General features: G+C 69.4%; 15 protein-coding genes and 1 pseudogene. 7 read left to right on the top strand and 9 right to left on the bottom strand.

Features of this window, described 5'->3' with window-relative positions:
• Nucleotide 1: 1 nt before the first annotated feature.
• Together LDL21_RS23290 and LDL21_RS23295 are read right to left on the bottom strand one after the other, a co-directional pair.
• The gene (locus tag LDL21_RS23290) at nucleotides 2-661 is read right to left on the bottom strand and encodes a trimeric intracellular cation channel family protein (RefSeq protein ID WP_067492568.1); all 660 of its coding nucleotides are present in this window, start codon (nucleotides 659-661) and stop codon (nucleotides 2-4) included.
• 129 nt (nucleotides 662-790) lie between these two features.
• Nucleotides 791-1,435 (bottom strand): LysE family translocator, encoded by a 645-nt coding sequence (locus LDL21_RS23295; RefSeq protein WP_225281742.1) that lies wholly within the window; start codon nucleotides 1,433-1,435, stop codon nucleotides 791-793.
• A 412-nt stretch (nucleotides 1,436-1,847) separates the two neighbouring features.
• Here LDL21_RS23295 and LDL21_RS23300 point away from each other — a divergent pair, with 412 nt between their 5' ends.
• The 3 genes from LDL21_RS23300 to LDL21_RS23310 all read left to right on the top strand — a co-directional run bounded on the left by LDL21_RS23300 (nucleotide 1,848) and on the right by LDL21_RS23310 (nucleotide 5,729).
• Nucleotides 1,848-3,518: a DNA repair helicase XPB gene (locus tag LDL21_RS23300; RefSeq protein WP_225281743.1), complete on the top strand. Its 1,671-nt coding sequence runs from the start codon at nucleotides 1,848-1,850 to the stop codon at nucleotides 3,516-3,518.
• A 95-nt stretch (nucleotides 3,519-3,613) separates the two neighbouring features.
• Nucleotides 3,614-4,279 carry a DUF3239 domain-containing protein gene (locus tag LDL21_RS23305; protein ID WP_225281744.1) on the top strand — a complete coding sequence of 222 codons (666 nt, stop codon included), beginning with the start codon at nucleotides 3,614-3,616 and terminating at the stop codon, nucleotides 4,277-4,279.
• A gap of 58 nt (nucleotides 4,280-4,337) precedes the next feature.
• The gene (locus LDL21_RS23310) at nucleotides 4,338-5,729 is read left to right on the top strand and encodes a M1 family metallopeptidase (RefSeq protein WP_225281745.1); all 1,392 of its coding nucleotides are present in this window, start codon (nucleotides 4,338-4,340) and stop codon (nucleotides 5,727-5,729) included.
• Nucleotides 5,730-5,731: 2 nt separating this feature from the next.
• Here the strand turns inward: LDL21_RS23310 and LDL21_RS23315 are convergent, their stop codons facing one another.
• Nucleotides 5,732-6,583, bottom strand: coding sequence for a hypothetical protein (locus LDL21_RS23315; protein ID WP_225281746.1), 852 nt, complete (start codon nucleotides 6,581-6,583; stop codon nucleotides 5,732-5,734).
• A 99-nt stretch (nucleotides 6,584-6,682) separates the two neighbouring features.
• Here LDL21_RS23315 and LDL21_RS23320 point away from each other — a divergent pair, with 99 nt between their 5' ends.
• Nucleotides 6,683-7,189, top strand: coding sequence for an LppU/SCO3897 family protein (locus LDL21_RS23320; RefSeq protein WP_225281747.1), 507 nt, complete (start codon nucleotides 6,683-6,685; stop codon nucleotides 7,187-7,189).
• Between the two features lie 3 nt (nucleotides 7,190-7,192).
• Here LDL21_RS23320 and LDL21_RS23325 read toward each other — a convergent pair whose 3' ends face one another.
• A complete protein-coding gene (locus tag LDL21_RS23325; RefSeq protein WP_225281748.1) occupies nucleotides 7,193-9,493 on the bottom strand; it encodes a helicase-associated domain-containing protein in 2,301 nt (766 codons plus the stop codon).
• Nucleotides 9,494-9,532: 39 nt separating this feature from the next.
• On the opposite strand from LDL21_RS23325, the gene LDL21_RS23330 reads away from it, so the two are divergent.
• Entirely contained in the window at nucleotides 9,533-9,724 is a 192-nt protein-coding gene (locus LDL21_RS23330; RefSeq protein ID WP_225281749.1) for a hypothetical protein, read from the top strand.
• A 64-nt stretch (nucleotides 9,725-9,788) separates the two neighbouring features.
• On the opposite strand, the gene LDL21_RS23335 is transcribed toward LDL21_RS23330, so the two are convergent.
• Nucleotides 9,789-10,397 carry a transglycosylase family protein gene (locus tag LDL21_RS23335; RefSeq protein ID WP_225281750.1) on the bottom strand — a complete coding sequence of 203 codons (609 nt, stop codon included), beginning with the start codon at nucleotides 10,395-10,397 and terminating at the stop codon, nucleotides 9,789-9,791.
• 368 nt (nucleotides 10,398-10,765) lie between these two features.
• Nucleotides 10,766-10,993, bottom strand: a complete 228-nt coding sequence (locus tag LDL21_RS23340; protein ID WP_225281751.1) for a hypothetical protein — start codon at nucleotides 10,991-10,993, stop codon at nucleotides 10,766-10,768.
• Between the two features lie 162 nt (nucleotides 10,994-11,155).
• On the opposite strand from LDL21_RS23340, the gene LDL21_RS23345 reads away from it, so the two are divergent.
• Nucleotides 11,156-11,578: a cold-shock protein gene (locus LDL21_RS23345; RefSeq protein ID WP_174550347.1), complete on the top strand. Its 423-nt coding sequence runs from the start codon at nucleotides 11,156-11,158 to the stop codon at nucleotides 11,576-11,578.
• 186 nt (nucleotides 11,579-11,764) lie between these two features.
• On the opposite strand, the gene LDL21_RS23350 is transcribed toward LDL21_RS23345, so the two are convergent.
• The 3 genes from LDL21_RS23350 to LDL21_RS23360 form a co-directional block, all read right to left on the bottom strand.
• Nucleotides 11,765-12,283, bottom strand: a complete 519-nt coding sequence (locus tag LDL21_RS23350) for a DUF2771 family protein (RefSeq protein WP_225281752.1) — start codon at nucleotides 12,281-12,283, stop codon at nucleotides 11,765-11,767.
• Entirely contained in the window at nucleotides 12,280-14,127 is a 1,848-nt protein-coding gene (locus LDL21_RS23355; protein WP_225281753.1) for an MFS transporter, read from the bottom strand. The genes LDL21_RS23350 and LDL21_RS23355 overlap by 4 nt, the downstream gene beginning before the upstream one ends.
• A gap of 112 nt (nucleotides 14,128-14,239) precedes the next feature.
• A complete protein-coding gene (locus LDL21_RS23360) occupies nucleotides 14,240-15,016 on the bottom strand; it encodes a glutaminyl-peptide cyclotransferase (RefSeq protein WP_225281754.1) in 777 nt (258 codons plus the stop codon).
• 8 nt (nucleotides 15,017-15,024) lie between these two features.
• Between LDL21_RS23360 and LDL21_RS23365 the strand changes: the two are divergent.
• Nucleotides 15,025-15,843 (top strand): annotated as a pseudogene (locus LDL21_RS23365) (DUF3027 domain-containing protein); the annotation flags it as partial.
• Nucleotides 15,844-16,077: the final 234 nt, after the last annotated feature.

Raw genomic sequence — 16,077 nt, forward strand, 5'->3', positions numbered from 1 at the left:
GTCAGTCGCGAGCGTGCCGGGCGGTCGGCGCGTGCCAGCCGTAATGCCTTGCGAGCAAACGGAATCCGACGGCGCCTGCGGCGGCGAGCAAACCTGTCCAGGTTTGGTAGATGTCCAGGTGCAGCAGGACGGCGGTGGTCGCCGCGCCGAACAGGGCGGGAATCGCGTAGAGGTCCTGGTCGGGCCGCAGGACCAAGGGGACCTCGCCGCTGAGCACGTCGCGCAGCACGCCGCCGCCGATGGCCGTCGTCATGCCGAGCAGGGCGGCGGTCGGCGCGCCGAGCCCGACCGAGTCGGCGATCACGGTGCCGGTGACACAGAACAGTCCGAGCCCGATCGCGTCGGCCACTTCGAGCGGGCCCTTGGTGAGCCGTGGCGAGGGCGCGATGAAGTACAGGATCAGCGCGGTCACGATCGACGCGGTCAGGAAGGTCAGGTCGGTGAACGCGGCGGGTGGGGTGCGTCCGATGAGCAGGTCGCGCACGATGCCCCCACCGAGCGCCGTAGCGCAGCCGAGCACGACCATCCCGAACAGGTCGAGCCGCTTGCGCACCGCCACCAGCGCACCCGACGCGGCGAACGAGATCACCCCGAGCAGCTCGCCGCTGCGATGCACCACGGTGACCGCCTCGTCGAGCTGCGCCGCCAGCGCGCCCGCCATCACCACACCACTCACCACCCGCTCCTTTCCGCTGCAAGCAGGGTGGCATGGCGACCCCCGGCGACCGCACACCCGCCCATGTGTCGCAGCGCACGCCCGCCGGCGCGCCGGAGCCGGTCGGTGCGCGCCTTACACCGGAGCGGGGCGGGTGCGGTCGGTGGCGAGGAGGACCGCGATGCTGCCCAGGGCGGTGCCCATCAGATAGCGCTGGATGCGCAACCACAGCGGGCGGGCGGTGAGGAAGGCGGCCAGGCCCGCGGCACCGACGACGATCAGCGCGTTGACCGTGAGGGCCACGGTGATCTGGATCGCGCCGAGCGACAGGCTCTGCAACCACAGCGATCCGAGGGCCGGGTCGATGAATTGTGGGATCAGGGCCATGTACATGATCGCGATCTTCGGGTTGAGCAGGTTGGTGAGAAAACCCATCGTGAACAGGCGTCGAGCCGGATCGGCGGGCAGCGCGGCGGGTGCGAACACCGAGACTCCGCCGGGCCGGACCGCCTGCCACGCCAACCACAGCAGATAGGCGGCACCCGCCAGCTTGAGCCCGAGGTACAGCCCGGGAACCACCGCGAACAAAGCCGTGATCCCCGCCGTCGCGGCCAGCAGATACACCCCGAACCCGGCCGCCACACCCGTGAGCGAGATCATGCCCGCCCTTCGCCCCTGCGCTACCGTGCGCGAGACCAGGTACATCATGTTCGGCCCCGGCGTGAGCACCATCCCGAGCGCCGCCGCACCCACACCGAAAACCGCCGCCGTCTGAAGCATGAGTCGAGTCTGACCTGGTCAGCGAGGCATGTCGCGGTCCAGTCGACGATCGCTGGACCGCTGTCGCCTCGCCGTCACCGGCCTCGATCCGAGATCCGCACCGCCTCGGTCACGAGCCACAGAGTGGTGGGTTCGCGGCCCTGCGCTCAGCAGCCCGCCATCGCGACACCGAACCCTGTCACCGCAGGTCCGTACAATTGATCGAGCTGCCGAACCTCCCCGGAACGGCTCACCAAATCCCGACACATCCCGGCCGAACGCAACCCCGCACAGGCGAGTCTTACGAGCCGTTCGGGGCCGCCCCTTCGATTCAGCGCTCGAAGCGCATGCGCGCAGCGCGAGTCTCGAGCGCTGAATCGAAGGGTTACAGGCCCCGAACCCGCGGCCCCGGCCGCAAAAGATACGGAGCATAGTGACAGACGGTCCGTTGATCGTGCAGAGCGACAAGACCCTGCTGCTCGAGGTCGACCACGAGCTGGCAGGCACCGCGCGTCAGGCCATCGCGCCGTTCGCGGAGCTCGAGCGTGCCCCCGAGCACGTGCACACCTACCGCATCACCCCGCTGGCGCTGTGGAATGCCCGTGCGGCCGGTCACGACGCCGAGCAGGTGGTCGATGCGCTGGTGAACTTCTCGCGCTACGCCGTGCCGCAGCCGCTGCTGGTCGACATCGTCGACACCATGGGCCGTTACGGCCGGTTGCAGCTGGTCAAGCACCCCGCGCACGGCCTGTGCCTGGTGAGCCTCGACCGCGCGGTGCTCGAGGAGGTGCTGCGGCACAAGAAGATCGCACCCATGCTCGGTGCCCGCATCGACGACGACACGGTGATCGTGCACCCGTCCGAGCGCGGTCACATCAAGCAGATGCTGCTGAAGATCGGCTGGCCCGCCGAGGACCTGGCCGGGTACGTCGACGGCGAGGCGCACGACATCGGCCTCGACTACACCGAGGGCAAATGGCACCTGCGTGACTACCAGGAGATGGCCGCCGACTCGTTCTGGGCGGGCGGTTCGGGTGTGGTGGTGCTGCCGTGTGGCGCGGGCAAGACGATGGTCGGCGCCGCCGCGATGGCCAAGGCCAAGGCGACCACGCTGATCCTGGTCACGAATACCGTCGCGGGTAGGCAGTGGCGGCGTGAGTTGCTGGCGCGCACCACCCTCACCGAGGACGAAATCGGCGAGTACTCCGGTGAGCGCAAGGAGATCCGCCCGGTCACCATCGCGACGTACCAGGTCATCACCCGCAAATCGAAGGGCGAGTACAAGCATCTCGAACTCTTCGACAGCCGCGACTGGGGTCTGGTGATCTACGACGAGGTGCATCTGCTGCCCGCCCCCGTCTTCCGGATGACGGCGGATCTGCAGTCGCGCCGCAGGCTCGGGCTCACCGCCACGCTGGTGCGTGAGGACGGCCGCGAGGGCGACGTGTTCTCGCTGATCGGCCCGAAACGTTACGACGCGCCGTGGAAGGACATCGAGGCACAGGGCTGGATCGCCCCCGCCGAGTGCATCGAGGTGCGAGTCACGCTCACCGATGCCGAGCGCATGGCCTACGCCACCGCCGAACCGGAGGAGCGCTACAAACTGTGCTCCACCGCGCGCACCAAGATCCCGGTCGTCGAGTCCATCCTGGCCAAGCACGAGGGCGCACCGACCCTGGTGATCGGTGCCTACCTCGACCAGCTCGAGGAACTCGGTATCGACCTGAACGCTCCCGTCATCACCGGGGCGACGAAGAACCGTGAACGTGAGTCCCTCTTCGATGCCTTCCGCTCCGGTGAGATCCCCGTGCTCGTCGTGAGCAAGGTGGCGAACTTCTCCATCGACCTGCCGGAAGCCTCGGTGGCGGTGCAGGTTTCGGGCACCTTCGGTTCACGGCAGGAGGAGGCCCAGCGTCTCGGTAGACTGTTGCGGCCGAAACAGGATGGGGGACAGGCACATTTCTATTCGGTGGTCGCCCGTGACACCCTCGACGCCGAATATGCCGCGCATCGTCAGCGTTTCCTCGCCGAACAGGGGTATGCCTACCGCATCACCGATGCCGACGACCTGCTCGGGCCGGCCATCGGGGACAGCGGCGTGTAGCGCCGTTTCCCCGCTCAGGTGCCGGTAGCGTGCGGGTCGAAACCCCGGCAGATAAGTGGAGGCAACACCTCCGCAACTTGTGCTAGGAAGGAAACGTGCGCCGCTTCGAATTCGAGGTCGACCGTGAGCATGCTCATGCGGTCAACGAGACCTTCACCGGGTTACGCAGGATGCGGGTGCTCGCCCTGCTCGCCGCCGGGCTGGCCGTCGCGGCCACCGCCGCGTTCCTGTGGAGCGGGCAGGCCTGGGGGTATCTGCTGGCTTTCGTGTGCGCCCTCGCCGCGGTCATCGCGTTGTGGGTCGCACTGTGGACACCGCACCGCTCCGATATCGAAAAGCTCTACCGCGACGGTGTTCTCGTGCCCGCCGTGGTCTGTGCGGCCGAACCGAACGGGATCATCCTGCTCGCCCTCGTCGACACCGCCGAAGCCACCGCGTCCGCGCGGGGCTGGGCACTGGTCACCCGCAAGGTGCGCGCGCTGCCCGGCCATGAACCGATGCTGGGTGAGCGAGTGCCGTCGGTCGCGGTGCGCACCGACGGTGCACCCCGTCAGGTCGGCGAACGCTGGCAGCTGGTGACGGCCATGCCGATCGCCTGGGGCACCAGGGATCGCACGGTGATCGAGCGGGCCCGCGACACCATCTCCGACCTCGAATGGCGCCTGCTCACCGACAATCTCGCCCTCGCCGCGCGGGTGCGCCGCACCGCGACCAAGCGGCTGATGCTCGACCCGCAACACCTGCCGCCGGAACTGGCCTGAGCGTCGCTCGCCTGCGACGATACTCGGATCCGAGTCGGCGAGAACGGGGGTCCGCGGCATGCGATGGTCGGCAGGTTCGGTGGTGGTACTGGCGCTCCTGGCACTGGGCATGCCGCCGGTAGCAGCGGATCCGGGCCTGGTGGGGGCACCGGGGCTCGGCGACCCGTACTACCCGCTCGACGGCAACGGCGGCTACGACGTGAGCCATTACGACATCACCGTCGACTACGACCCGCCGACCCATCAGCTGCGCGGCACCGCGCGCATCGATGCGCGGGCGAATCAGCCGCTGGCGCAGTTCAATCTGGACTATCGCGGACCCGATGTGCTCATGGTGACCGTCAACGGGCAGCCTGCCGGGTTCGCGCGCGAGGGCGACCACGAACTCGTCGTCTCCCCGCTGCTGCCCCTGCTGCCGGGACTGCCGATGCGGATCGTCATCGACTACGCGGGCGAGGCGACCGACACCGAGGGCGAAGGGTGGACGTACGCGCCCAGCGGTGGCGCCTTCGCCATCGGCCAGCCGCACAGCGCGAGCAGCTGGTACCCGCTCAACGACACACCCTTGGACAAGGCGACTTTCACGTTGCACGCCACGGTGCCCGCCGAATGGGAGGTCATGTCGACCGGTGCGCGCACCCGCCACGAGGCGCGCGAGGGCAAGCTGCACACCAGCTGGGAAACCCGCAGCCCCGTGCTCGGCTACCTCACCACCATTGCCGTCGACCACTTCACCTTCCTCGAACAGCACCGTGCCGACGGCACACCGGTGTTGAGCGCGTTCGCCCCCGAATCCGACGACAATCGCACCGACGAACAACGCCTCCCCGAAATCCTCGACTTCCTCGAAAACCTCTACGGTCCTTACCCGTTCGAGGTGGCCGGCGGCATCTACGTGGACGCCGAAGTCCCGTTCTCGCTCGAAACCCAGACCCGCCCCACCTACGCGCCGTGGGCCGATCTCAATACCGTGGTGCACGAGCTGGCACACCAGTGGTGGGGCGACACCATGTCGGTACGGCAGTGGTCCGATATCTGCCTCAACGAGTGCTTCGCCAGCTACACCGCCGACTACCTGTGGATCGAGCGAGTCGACGGCGTCGATGTGGATGCGAAGTACCGCGAGGACATCGCGAAATACCGGTGGGAGCAGGACTTCTGGACGTACCCGCTGGCCGACCCCGGCGCCGGTAGCGAGTTCACCTCCGTCTATTGGCGTGGCCCCCTTTTCCTGCACGCCCTGCGCAAATTGATCGGCGACGACGTGTTCTTCACGGCCGTCAAGGATTTCGTGAACGCCCACCGCGACGGCCATGCCTCGATGCCGGAATTCCGCGCGTTCGTCCAGAGCCGGACCTCGATGCCACTCGGCGAATTCCTGGCCGAATGGCTGGACGGTACGACCCCGCCGCGCGAAGCATTCCTGTTCCCGGGGTCATTGCGCCGATAGGGTCAGTCCTCGTCGAGGCGGGAACGTGCCCGCTCGACCCACCGCTTCATCCGCTCGAATTGCGCTTTGGCCGAGGTCAATTCACCACGCGCGCGGTGCTCGGCGGTCCGCAGGAAGTGCCGTTGCTGCTCGGCGTGCTCGAGGTCGGCACGCAACTGCTCGATCCGCTGCTCGACCTCGTCGAGTTCGGACTTGGCCCGCTCCGCGGCCTCCTCCGCTTCGTCGCGGGCGGATTCGGCCTCCGCCAGCCCGGACTCCGCGTCGTCGAGTTCCTGCTTCGCCTCGGCGCGCCGGGCCGCCTCGGCGTCCTCGGCCGACTTCTTGGGACGAGCCTTCTTCGCCGGAGCCTTGCCCTTGCCGCCCGTGATCGCGACCAGCCCGGCCGGACCGAAACCGTCATAGGTGACCGTCGCTGGCAGCACCCCGGCTCGCACCTGGTCGGCGACGTCCGGGTCGGCCAGCGCGGCCGTGAGCGTCTGACCGACCTCCCGCAACACCTGCTCGCTCGCGGGTCGGTCGTGCTCGGCGGCCAGCTCACCCGCCCGTTTGGTCATGGCGTTCACCACCTGCTGACGTTGCGCACCGAGCGCGCGCAACTTGTCGCCGGAGAGCTGACGTTGCGCCGACCGCAGCGCGTCACCCAGCTCCAGCAGCGCGGCGATCTCCTTCGGCGCGTGCCTGGCCAGCAGATTCACCGTCCACGCCGCGACCGTCGGCTTGCGCAGGGCACCGATGGCCTTGGCCAGCTCGCGATCGCCGTCGTCACGGGCCTGGGCCGCACGTTCGGTGCGTGTCGCGACGAAGTCGGCCGGGTCGAGACCGTACAGCTCGCCCGCGACATCGTCGATGGTCATCCTCCGATCGTATCCACGTGGGGAGCGGCGGAGGTGGGCGTTTGGGTATCGTCACCGGCGGTCATATCGGCTGAACCGTTCGGTGAGTGAGGTTTTGGAGTGTTTTTCCCAGGAAAGCGGCTGCTTGTCCGGCTCGTGTTCGCGCCAGTGGCGGCAGTCGCGCTGGTCGGGGCGGTAGCGGCGTGCTCGGGTGACAGCGAGGCGTCGTCGGTGCCCGCCGTCGGCTCGTGCGTCGAGGTCTCCGACAACGCGGTCGACGCGATGAAGGCCACCGTCGGTGACTGCTCGTCGGCGAAGTCGAACTACCGGATCGCGCAGGTCGGCGCCGCGCCGCTGAACTGTACGGCCCAGAACGCCACCTTCAACGGCACGGTCGGTGACACCAAAACCGGCCTGTGCCTGTCGCCCAACTTCGCCGAGGGCGCCTGCTACGCCGACGCGGGCACCCGCCCGGTCGAGGCGGTGGACTGCACGGCACCCGAAGCCACCTTCAAGGTGGTCAAGCGCATCGACGGCGAAACCGACGAGATGCTGTGCGGCATGGACGCCACGCTGTATCGCACGGTCCCGGACCCCAAGACGACGTTCTGCATGGCCAAGCCCTGACGGTCAGTCCAGGAGAGCCACCGACGCGATGCGGTGGAGGGTGAAGTGGCGGGTGGCTCCGGTCACCGGGTCGACGGCGTCCAGTTGCCCGTTGCCGACCCGGACCGGTTCGACCACCCGCTGACTCGCCACGCCCTGAGCGTCGACGTAACCGATGTTCACCGGGCGGCCGACCCGGGCGGCCAGCTGGAGTAAGGCCAGGGTGGCCTGGGTGCCCGTGCGGGTGCCGTCGGCACGGACCGACTGGGACGTGCGGGCACCCGCCGCGCGCTCGCCCGCGCGCAATTCGGTGACCAGCTGGGCGAGCTGATCGTCCGACGGCGGGTTGGGCCGGTAGGGCTTGCGTGCCAGGGGCCGCACGGCGATGCGGGCGCCACGCGGCCGCAGGTCGACGATGGCGCCGCCGGAATCCTCGCCCGCGGGCGTGAAGCCCGCCGCCCGCAGCCGCTCGAGGAGTTCACCGAGGGGCGCCTGCGCGATCGCGACCGTGGGGGCGATAGCGCGCAAGGCCAGCGTTTCGGCGACGGGCGCCGACAGCACCTGGGCGAGCAGCGCCGGGTCGTCGCTGCGCAGGAACGATTGCGCCATACCCGCGCGCAGCTGCCCGTGCCGACGGGCCACGTCGTCGATGAGATAGGTCAGCGACTGGGGGACCGGGGTGCGGGAGTGGTTGGCGAACAAGGCGTGCAACTCCGCGGCGGTGAGTCCGGCGTCGAGCGCGCGGCGCACCGAGGCGTCTCCCACGCGATACACCGTCGCCGCACCCGCGGATTCCACATCGGCGACCAGCGCGATGCGGCTGCGCAATTCGGGCACCAGCGGGCCGGGTGCGATCACCGTGAGGTCGGCCTGCACGAGCACATGATCGACGGGTTCCGGTAGGGCGGCGGTCATCTCGGCCTCGGCATCGGCCACGCTGGTCGGGCTGCCGTGCAGCAGGGCACGGGCGGCCGAATCGAGCGCACCGCGTCCGAGTAGCCCGACGGTCGCCGCCTCGGCGAGGGTCGCGGTCACCACGTCGAGCCGGAAGTGCCTGCGCCGCCTCGGCGTTCGCCAGGCGAGCAGTTTCCCGAGATCGGCGGGCGACACCTGGGTGCCGCTGGGGTATTCGGCGAGCAGGCCGAGAATCGCGTGCCGGTCGCGCACCGCGTGCGGGATCCGCAACTCGGCCGACAGCGCCGCGATCGGTTTGTCGGCGGCGTCGCGCAACCCGATCATCCACGGCATCCGGTCCAGCTCGAGCCATGCCTGGGCCAGGGTCACCCAGCGCGTCGCGGGTGGCGCGTCGAGCCAGGCATCGGCGGCGGGTGTCGGTGCCCAGAAGTCGTCGGTGGAATCCAGGTCGGGCGGCGGTTCGGGCAGACCCTTCTCGACGAGCTTCGCGGCGGCGAGCAGTTCGAGTAGCAGGCCGGTGCGCTGCTCGTCCACGCCGGTCTGCTTGGCCAGCCTGCGCAGCTCGCGCACCCCGAGTCCACCGGCGCGCAGCGCGGGTGCGGGAAGTTTGCCGAGCGCGTCGAGCAGGTCGGCACAGTCGCGCAGTAGCTCACCCACCTCACCCGCGCCGACGGCGTTCACCTCGGCGGGCGCGTGCTTGGTGAGTGCGGGCTTGGGCGGGGCGAGGGCATGCGGATCGGTGACGGGTTCGCCACGCAACACCTGCCCGACGGTGACCGGCAGTTCGACGGTCTCGTCATCGATCCAGCGCAGCAACCGTGCCGCGAGCAGCCGTTGCACCGGGCGGTCGGCGGGCGCGTCGGGCGCGGCGTCCCTCGTGCGCCCACGCGGACCGGTCGTCGCCAGTTTGTCCAGCAGCGCCCGCTCGGCAGGGGCCGCGGCGTTCAGCGCCGTGCGTACTTCCGGCTCGGTGAGCGCGTCCGGTAACGCCGTCGTCGCCCCGAGCGGCCAGGGCAGGGCCTCGACGGCACTCGCCGCCAGATGCAGGCCGTCACCGGTCTCCCAGACGAGCGCGCGGTCGAGCAACCGGGTGAGCGCGGCGGTGAACGCCGTCTTGGTGACCCGGTCCTTCAGCTGCGCGTGCAGGGCGGTCCGGGTGAGCGGGGTATGCGCGGTGCCGATCGTGCGCGCGTCCTCGTTGGCCGCCAGCGCCTCGATGATCGCGAACTCGAGGGTGTCCAGGTCGTCGGCGGCACGCAGCACCGAGGCCCGCTGTTGAGCACGCACCGCGAGCACCGACATCGACGCGGGCAGCGGCACCGCCAGATCGGGCCGCAACTGCAGCAGTTTCACCAGCTGGGCGTCGGTGCGCGCACCTAGCCAATCGGCGAGAGAGTCGGTCGCGATCATCGGATTCAGCGTACGTGTTCGATATGCCAGAATGAGCCCGTGGTCAACAAATCGAAGAAACCCTACGTCGACAACGGCTGGCCCGAGGTGGCCGACGGCGAGCACGCCGTCACCGAACTGTCGGCGACCCGCGCCGGTAATCTCTCGCCCTTCGGTGAGGACACCGAGTTTCCCGTTCCGGCCGCCACGCTGCCGTATGTACACCCGCAGACTGTCATCAATCGGGTGTAATTCGAACGGGAAAGACAAGAGCCCGCATCCTGGATGAGGATGCGGGCTCTTGTTGTAAGGCGGATCAGGAGGGCAGCAGGCCCTTGTTCGCCTCGAAGAAATCGATGACCGCCGGGTCCAGCTGGGTGCCCTTGGCGTTGTTGACGAAGTCGATGGCCGCCTGCGGCACGGCGACGCCCTGCTGCTGGGCGACGGTGAGGGCGCGATCGACGGCCTGGAACACTTCCTGGCTCGGATCCTGCACCTGCGGGACGCTGACCTCGGGGACCCAGCTCGGGGTCGAAGGCACGGCGCGCTCGGTCGGACCGCTGCTCAGGCCGAGCTTGGCCGAGCAGGAGGGCCAAGCGCCCCAACCCTGGGAAGCGAGAACCTTTTCGGCGACCGCGATCTGCTGTTCGCGGGTGGCCTGGTTTGCGGTGGCGGCGTACTCCCCGCCGCCGTGTGCGGCCCAGGTGGAGGGCGAGAACTGCAGCCCACCCTGGTAGCCGTTGCCGGTGTTGATACCCCAGTTGCCGCCGGCTTCACACTGTGCGAGGCGATCCCAGTCGGAGTCGGGGGCCGCGCTGGCGTTTCCTGCGAGGGCAGCGGCTGCGGTGCCGAAGATGGCGCCGGTGACGGCGACCTTGGCAGCAGTGCGCCCGGTGGAAGTCGGCTTGCGGTGGCGTCCACTCATATCGGGTTTCTTCCTCTCGTTCGCACCTGCATGTGGTCCGGACTGAGAGGTCTCCCGGTCCGCCCTCACCCCTTGATTCCAATCGGGGTCCGGTACCCGCGGGGTGAGGTTCGGTGCGGCGGGCCGGTGGTTCCGGGGGCCTGCCCCGGCTGAGAGAAACGGTACGACGGTCAGCGGGGAAAGTCACTATTTGGTAACCCGCGTGTGCGGGTGGGTCTCGGGGTGGTCTCAGGGTTGTCCCGGAGCTGTCCGCGCAGGTAGTCGCGATGCGAGATGTTCGAGACCGTTGCACGCACAGTTCGTAACCATGCCGTTATGTGACGAGAATCACACAAGAGCCTGGGTATCGATCCATGGGGGTAACCGGTTCACCGGGCCCGTCGACCCGACCAGAGGGCGAACCCGATCGCCAGCAGGAAGCCCACCGGCGCGAGCATGGCGAGCAGATACAGCCACAGGCCCGGTTCCGCGTCGGACACGATCGGTGTCACGAAGATGGCGACGACGGCCAGGATCCCGATCCCGAACAGCGCGAGCGCCACCTGCAGCACCCGATCACTGGAACGACGCGCGGGCGGTTGAGGTGAGTTGGTCACCGGTGCACCGTAAAACTGATGTGCTCGCGGTATAGCCACCGGGGTAGACTCTGACCACATCGCGTCCTGCCTTGTTGTGGGGCGCGTTCTTTTCGCGACAAGCAGCAGGTAGTAACCCGGGCCACAAGGGTTCGGGTATCGAATGATGAACGGGTGAGCGCAGTGCCGACCGGCCGGGTGAAGTGGTACGACGTCGAGAAGGGCTTCGGCTTCCTTTCCCAAGACGAGGGCGAGGACGTCTACGTCCGCTCCTCCGCGCTGCCCGAAGGAGTCGAGGGACTCAAGCCGGGTCAGCGGGTCGAGTTCGGGATGGCCGCCGGTCGTCGCGGTCCGCAGGCGCTGAGCCTCAAGCTGCTCGAGGCGCCCCCGACCGTCGCCCGCGGTGAGCGTGGCGCGCAGCCCGCCCGCAAGGACGCGGGCCCGCGCAAGTCGCCCGACGAGCTGCACGGCCTGGTCGAGGACATGATCACCCTGCTCGAGACCAAGGTCCAGCCCGACCTGCGCCGCGGCAAGTACCCGGACCGCAAGATGTCCCAGCGCATCTCCGAAGTGGTCCGCGCGGTAGCCCGCGAACTGGACCACTGAGCTTTTGGAGCGCTGGCGCGCTCGAGTTCGCGGCCCCGCAAGTCCCGACGATCAGGCACCGTTGCTTGCTCCTTCGTCGCCTACGCAACGGCGCCTGATCGTCGGGACGGCCGCGAACCGCCGCTTCGCGGCGGACCCCCCTCGAGGTCGGGTCGTGGTGGTCCGGAAGCGGCGGGAACCGTGCGATCAGGGCTGCGGGGTGCCCACGCGCCAGAGGCCGTGCACGTCGTACATCTCCTGGCCGGTGGCCGGGTCGGTGTAGACGATCGGCAGCCGCAGCTCGAAGCCCGCGAGGCGCAGTTCTGGTTCCGGCTGGGTGTCCAGGCTCAGGAAACGGGTGCCCGACGGGTAGTCGATGAAGCTCAGGATGCGTTCGAACTGCTCGCCGTTGGGGCGTTCGTACACGGTGACGACGATCCACGGCGCCTCGGCGATGCTGGTCGGCAGCGACACCTGCACCGGCTTACCCGAGGTGGCCGGGATGTAGTACGTCGACTCGTCGTTGACGCACTCCCCGTTCGACAGCTCGCAGTACCCGTACGGCTCGACGACGACGGACTCGCCGTTCGCGAACACGGTGAGTTCGGGATAGTGCTTCGGCGCCTTGGACACCGCGTAGGCCACCACACCTGCGGTCACCGCGGCCAGGGCCAACAGGCCCACCGCGACCAGCGCGAAGATCGTGCGGACGTTGGGCTTGCTCACCAGTGTGGGTCTCCTGTTTCGCGGGGATGGGTCGGCACTTCCTGCTCGGCGTGCTGGGGGCGGTTGCCGCCGAAGCCCGGCAGCAGGGTGTGCCCGGTATAGCTGACGAAGGTCTGCGCGAGCCCGGCAACCAGGATCACGCTGATCACCGCGAAACCCTTCCAGAACTCGGTCGGCAGTAGCACACCGGCCGCCCCGCCGATCACCCAGCTCAACTGCAGAACGGTCTCCGACCGGCCGAAACCCGAGGCGATCGACTCGGGTGGCAGGTCGTCCTGGATGGCCGCGTCGAGCGATACCTTGGCCAGCGCGCTGGCCGCCGACGCGACGAGCGCGGCCACCGCGGCGCCGAACAGATTGCCGGTGAACACAGCGAACAGGGCGACCGCCACACACGCCGCGGTGCAGCCGAGCACCACCAGCGCGGGCCTGCCGAGCTGTAATCGCGCGCCGGTTGCGTTGCCGCCGAAATTGCCGAAACCGGCGGCCACGCCGACGAGGCCGAGCATGGCCGCCTGCTCGGTCGGACTGCCGCCGGAGCCCTTGGCGACGAAGGCGATGTAGAAGGTCAGGAACCCGGTGAGCACCCGGATGGAACTGTTGCCCCACAGTCCGGTGACCACCGCGCGGCCGAGCGGTTGCCTGCGTTTCCTGGCGGGCACGGCCGATTCCTTGCCCGGTTCGAGTACTTCGGTGCGTGCGTCGGAGCCGTGGTAGGTCAGCGTGGTCGGCACCTCACCCTCGGTGACCTCCACCCACGACGGGATCCGCAGGCTCAGGTAGGCGCCCGCGATCGCGATGCCCGTGGCGAATACCAGTGCACCGGTGGAGCCGGCGGCGAGCGCGGCGAGCGCGGCCAGCGCACCCGCCCCGATCGTGCCGCCGACCAGGCCGAACACCGTCAGCCGCGAATTCGTGCGGACCAGGTCGATGTCCGGTGGCAGCACGCGCGGCGTCACCGCGCTCTTGAGTACCGCGAACGATTTCGAGCCGACCATCATGCACAGGGCGAGCGGATACAACCCCCAGGTGTCGATATTGAAGATCAGCAGCACCGCGAACAGCGCCCGCAACCCGAAGGTCGTGGCCAGCGCCAGCCTGCGTCCGCGTTGCAGCCGGTCCAGCAGCGGCCCGATCAGCGGCGCGATCACCGCGAACGGCGCGATGGTGATGAGCAGATACAGCGCCACCTTGGTTTTCGACTCGGCGGTCGCGCTCGCGAAGAACAAGGTGTTGGCCAGGGCGACGGCGATCGCGGCGTCGAGCGCGAAGTTGGCCATCGTGGCGTAGGTGAGGGCGGTCAGCCCCGATTGGTCGGCGCCGTCGGCCTTGGCCGCGCGCTGGAAGGTGGCGATACCGCGTTCGGTGAGTTCGCGACTGCGCATCGCGGCCACGCGGGTGACCGTCAGTTTGCGCGGCACCCGCTGCTTGGGCGGTTCGTCGGCGGGTTCGTCGGCCCGGGGGAGCGGGCGGGTTCCTGCCGGTCCGTCGAGTGGATCGTGGTGCGGATGGCTGCCGGCCGGTCCTTCGTGGTCCGGGCGGCCGCCACCCGGTACGTCGGGGTGGTCCGGGTGCGAGCGGCCGCCTGCCGGTGAGTGCGGTGGACCGGCGCCGTTGCGTTTCGGACTCGCCAGCGGCGTGGTTGCGCCGGGGTCGGGATCGCGCCCGAATCGGCCGCGCGAGCGAACCGGCGCGGTCGGTGGCTCGATGTGTGGGAAGACCTTGCGCGGCGGGGATGGGGGCGGGTACTGCCCGAAGCCGGGGTGCCGACCGGGTGGTGCACCCGAGGCACTGCCGTCCCGGCGACCACGGTCAGGACCGGATGGATCGCGGGGAGTAGTCACAGCCCAATTCTGTCGTACTCGCGCTTTCGGCGTTCACTCGCGGGCGAGCAGTGTCGGACACACTTGGTCGGACGGGTCGACCTGAACGGCCCCGACGACCGCGCCCGTCACCTCAGCGGGGCACGAATCGCACCTCGAACAGTCGCGGCCAGTACTTGCCGGTGAGCAGGAACCGGTCGGTGCCCGGTAGGTGGGCGATGCCGTTGAGGACGTCGGTGCGCTCGCGTTCGGTGGCGGTGAGCAGGCCGCTCGCGTCGATGATCGCGGTGATACGGCCGGTGTCGGGGTCGATGCGCAGGATGTCGTCGGTGGGGAAGTTGTTGGCGTAGACGGTGCCGTCGGGTGCGCAGTCGAGTTCGTTCGGTTTCGGGTCGTCGAGGCCCTGCAGGGTCACCGATCCGGTCTCGGCGAAGGTCAGCGGGTCGCGGAAGGTGAGTTTCGGGGTGCCGTCGCTCATCACGAGGCGGCCCGGCTGGGCACACAGTCCCCAGCCCTCGCCCTCGAAGGTGGCGCGGCCGGTTTCGGCGAGGGTGTGCGGGTCGCGGGCGAAGGCGACGCCGTCGCGCCAGGTCAGTTGCCAGACGATGTCGCCCGCCCGGGTGAGTCCCTCGCCGAACATCCGGCCGGGCAGGTCGACGCGCGCCCGCTCCACACCCGAGACCTGGTCGGTGACGCGGATGTTCGACACGCCCCACATGCCGGTGCCTTCGTAGCGCAATCCGTCGACCACCTCGAGCCCCTGGGTGAACGCCGACGGATCGTGCGGTGACGAGCCGATCACCTCCACCCGCCAGCGCGGCGGACCGGACTGATCCTGGCCCCCGCAGGAGCTCACGCCGAGCACGCTGACCAGCACTGCGACGGCCAACGAACTCCGATTGCACTTCATACGGCAAAATGTATGCCGTGAGCGCAGTATCTGTTTCGGAGTCCGGCGTGCGTCCCGTTCTGGCCCAGGCGGCCGAGGTCGCACTTCGTGCGCTCGTCGAGCTGGAACCCGACGGGGTCGGAGCCCATCTGGGGGTGACCGCCGAGGACGACTCGTCGGCCACCCACCGGTTCGAGGCGACCCTGCCCGGCTACCGGGGTTGGCAGTGGGCCGTCGTGGTGGCCGCGCCGCCCGGTGCCGACCACGCGACCGTCAGCGAGTCGGCCCTGCTGCCCGGGCCCGACGCCCTGATCGCCCCCGAGTTCGTCCCGTGGGAGCAGCGCGTGCGCCCCGGCGACCTCGGCCCCGGCGACCTGCTCGCCCCGCCCGCCGACGATCCGCGCCTGGTCCCCGGTTACGTCGCCACCGGCGACCCGGTGATCGACGAGGTGGCCCGCGAGGTCGGCCTCGGCCGCACCCAGGTGCTCAGCCTCGAGGGTCGCCTCGAAGCCGCCCAGCGCTGGTACAGCGAATACGGCCCCGACACCGAGATGGCCAAGGCCGCCCCCTCCACCTGCGGCCTGTGCGGCTTCTTCCTGCCCCTGGCCGGCGCCCTGCGCGAAACCTTCGGCGTGTGCGCCAACGCGATGGGTGCCGACGGCCATGTCGTGCACGTCGAATACGGCTGCGGCGCCCACTCCGACGTCGTCGCACCCTCCGGCAACGGTTCCCCCCGCTACGAAGCCTTCGACGACCACGCCGTCGACTACGTCGACATCGCCCCCCAGGAAACCGCCGAAGCCGAAGCGGTCGACGCGGCAGCAGCCGCCCGCAAGGCCCGCGCCGAAGGTGAGCTCCCGGAATCCCCGGAAGAGGTCATCGCCGCCGAAGCCAACACCGACCTCGCCGCTGTCGCACCGCTCGTCGGCCTCGCGTCGGTATCGGCGACCACCGACCCGGCCGAGGCATCGAGCAACCCTGAATCCGTCGCGGACACAGCGGTTTCCCCTTCGGCAGCCGAAGCCACCACGGAGTCGGCCGAGTCGACCTCGATCGCGACCGCCGCTGAGGCGACCGGTACC

Source organism: Nocardia rosealba (genome assembly GCF_020216065.1).
GTDB lineage: Bacteria > Actinomycetota > Actinomycetes > Mycobacteriales > Mycobacteriaceae > Nocardia > Nocardia rosealba.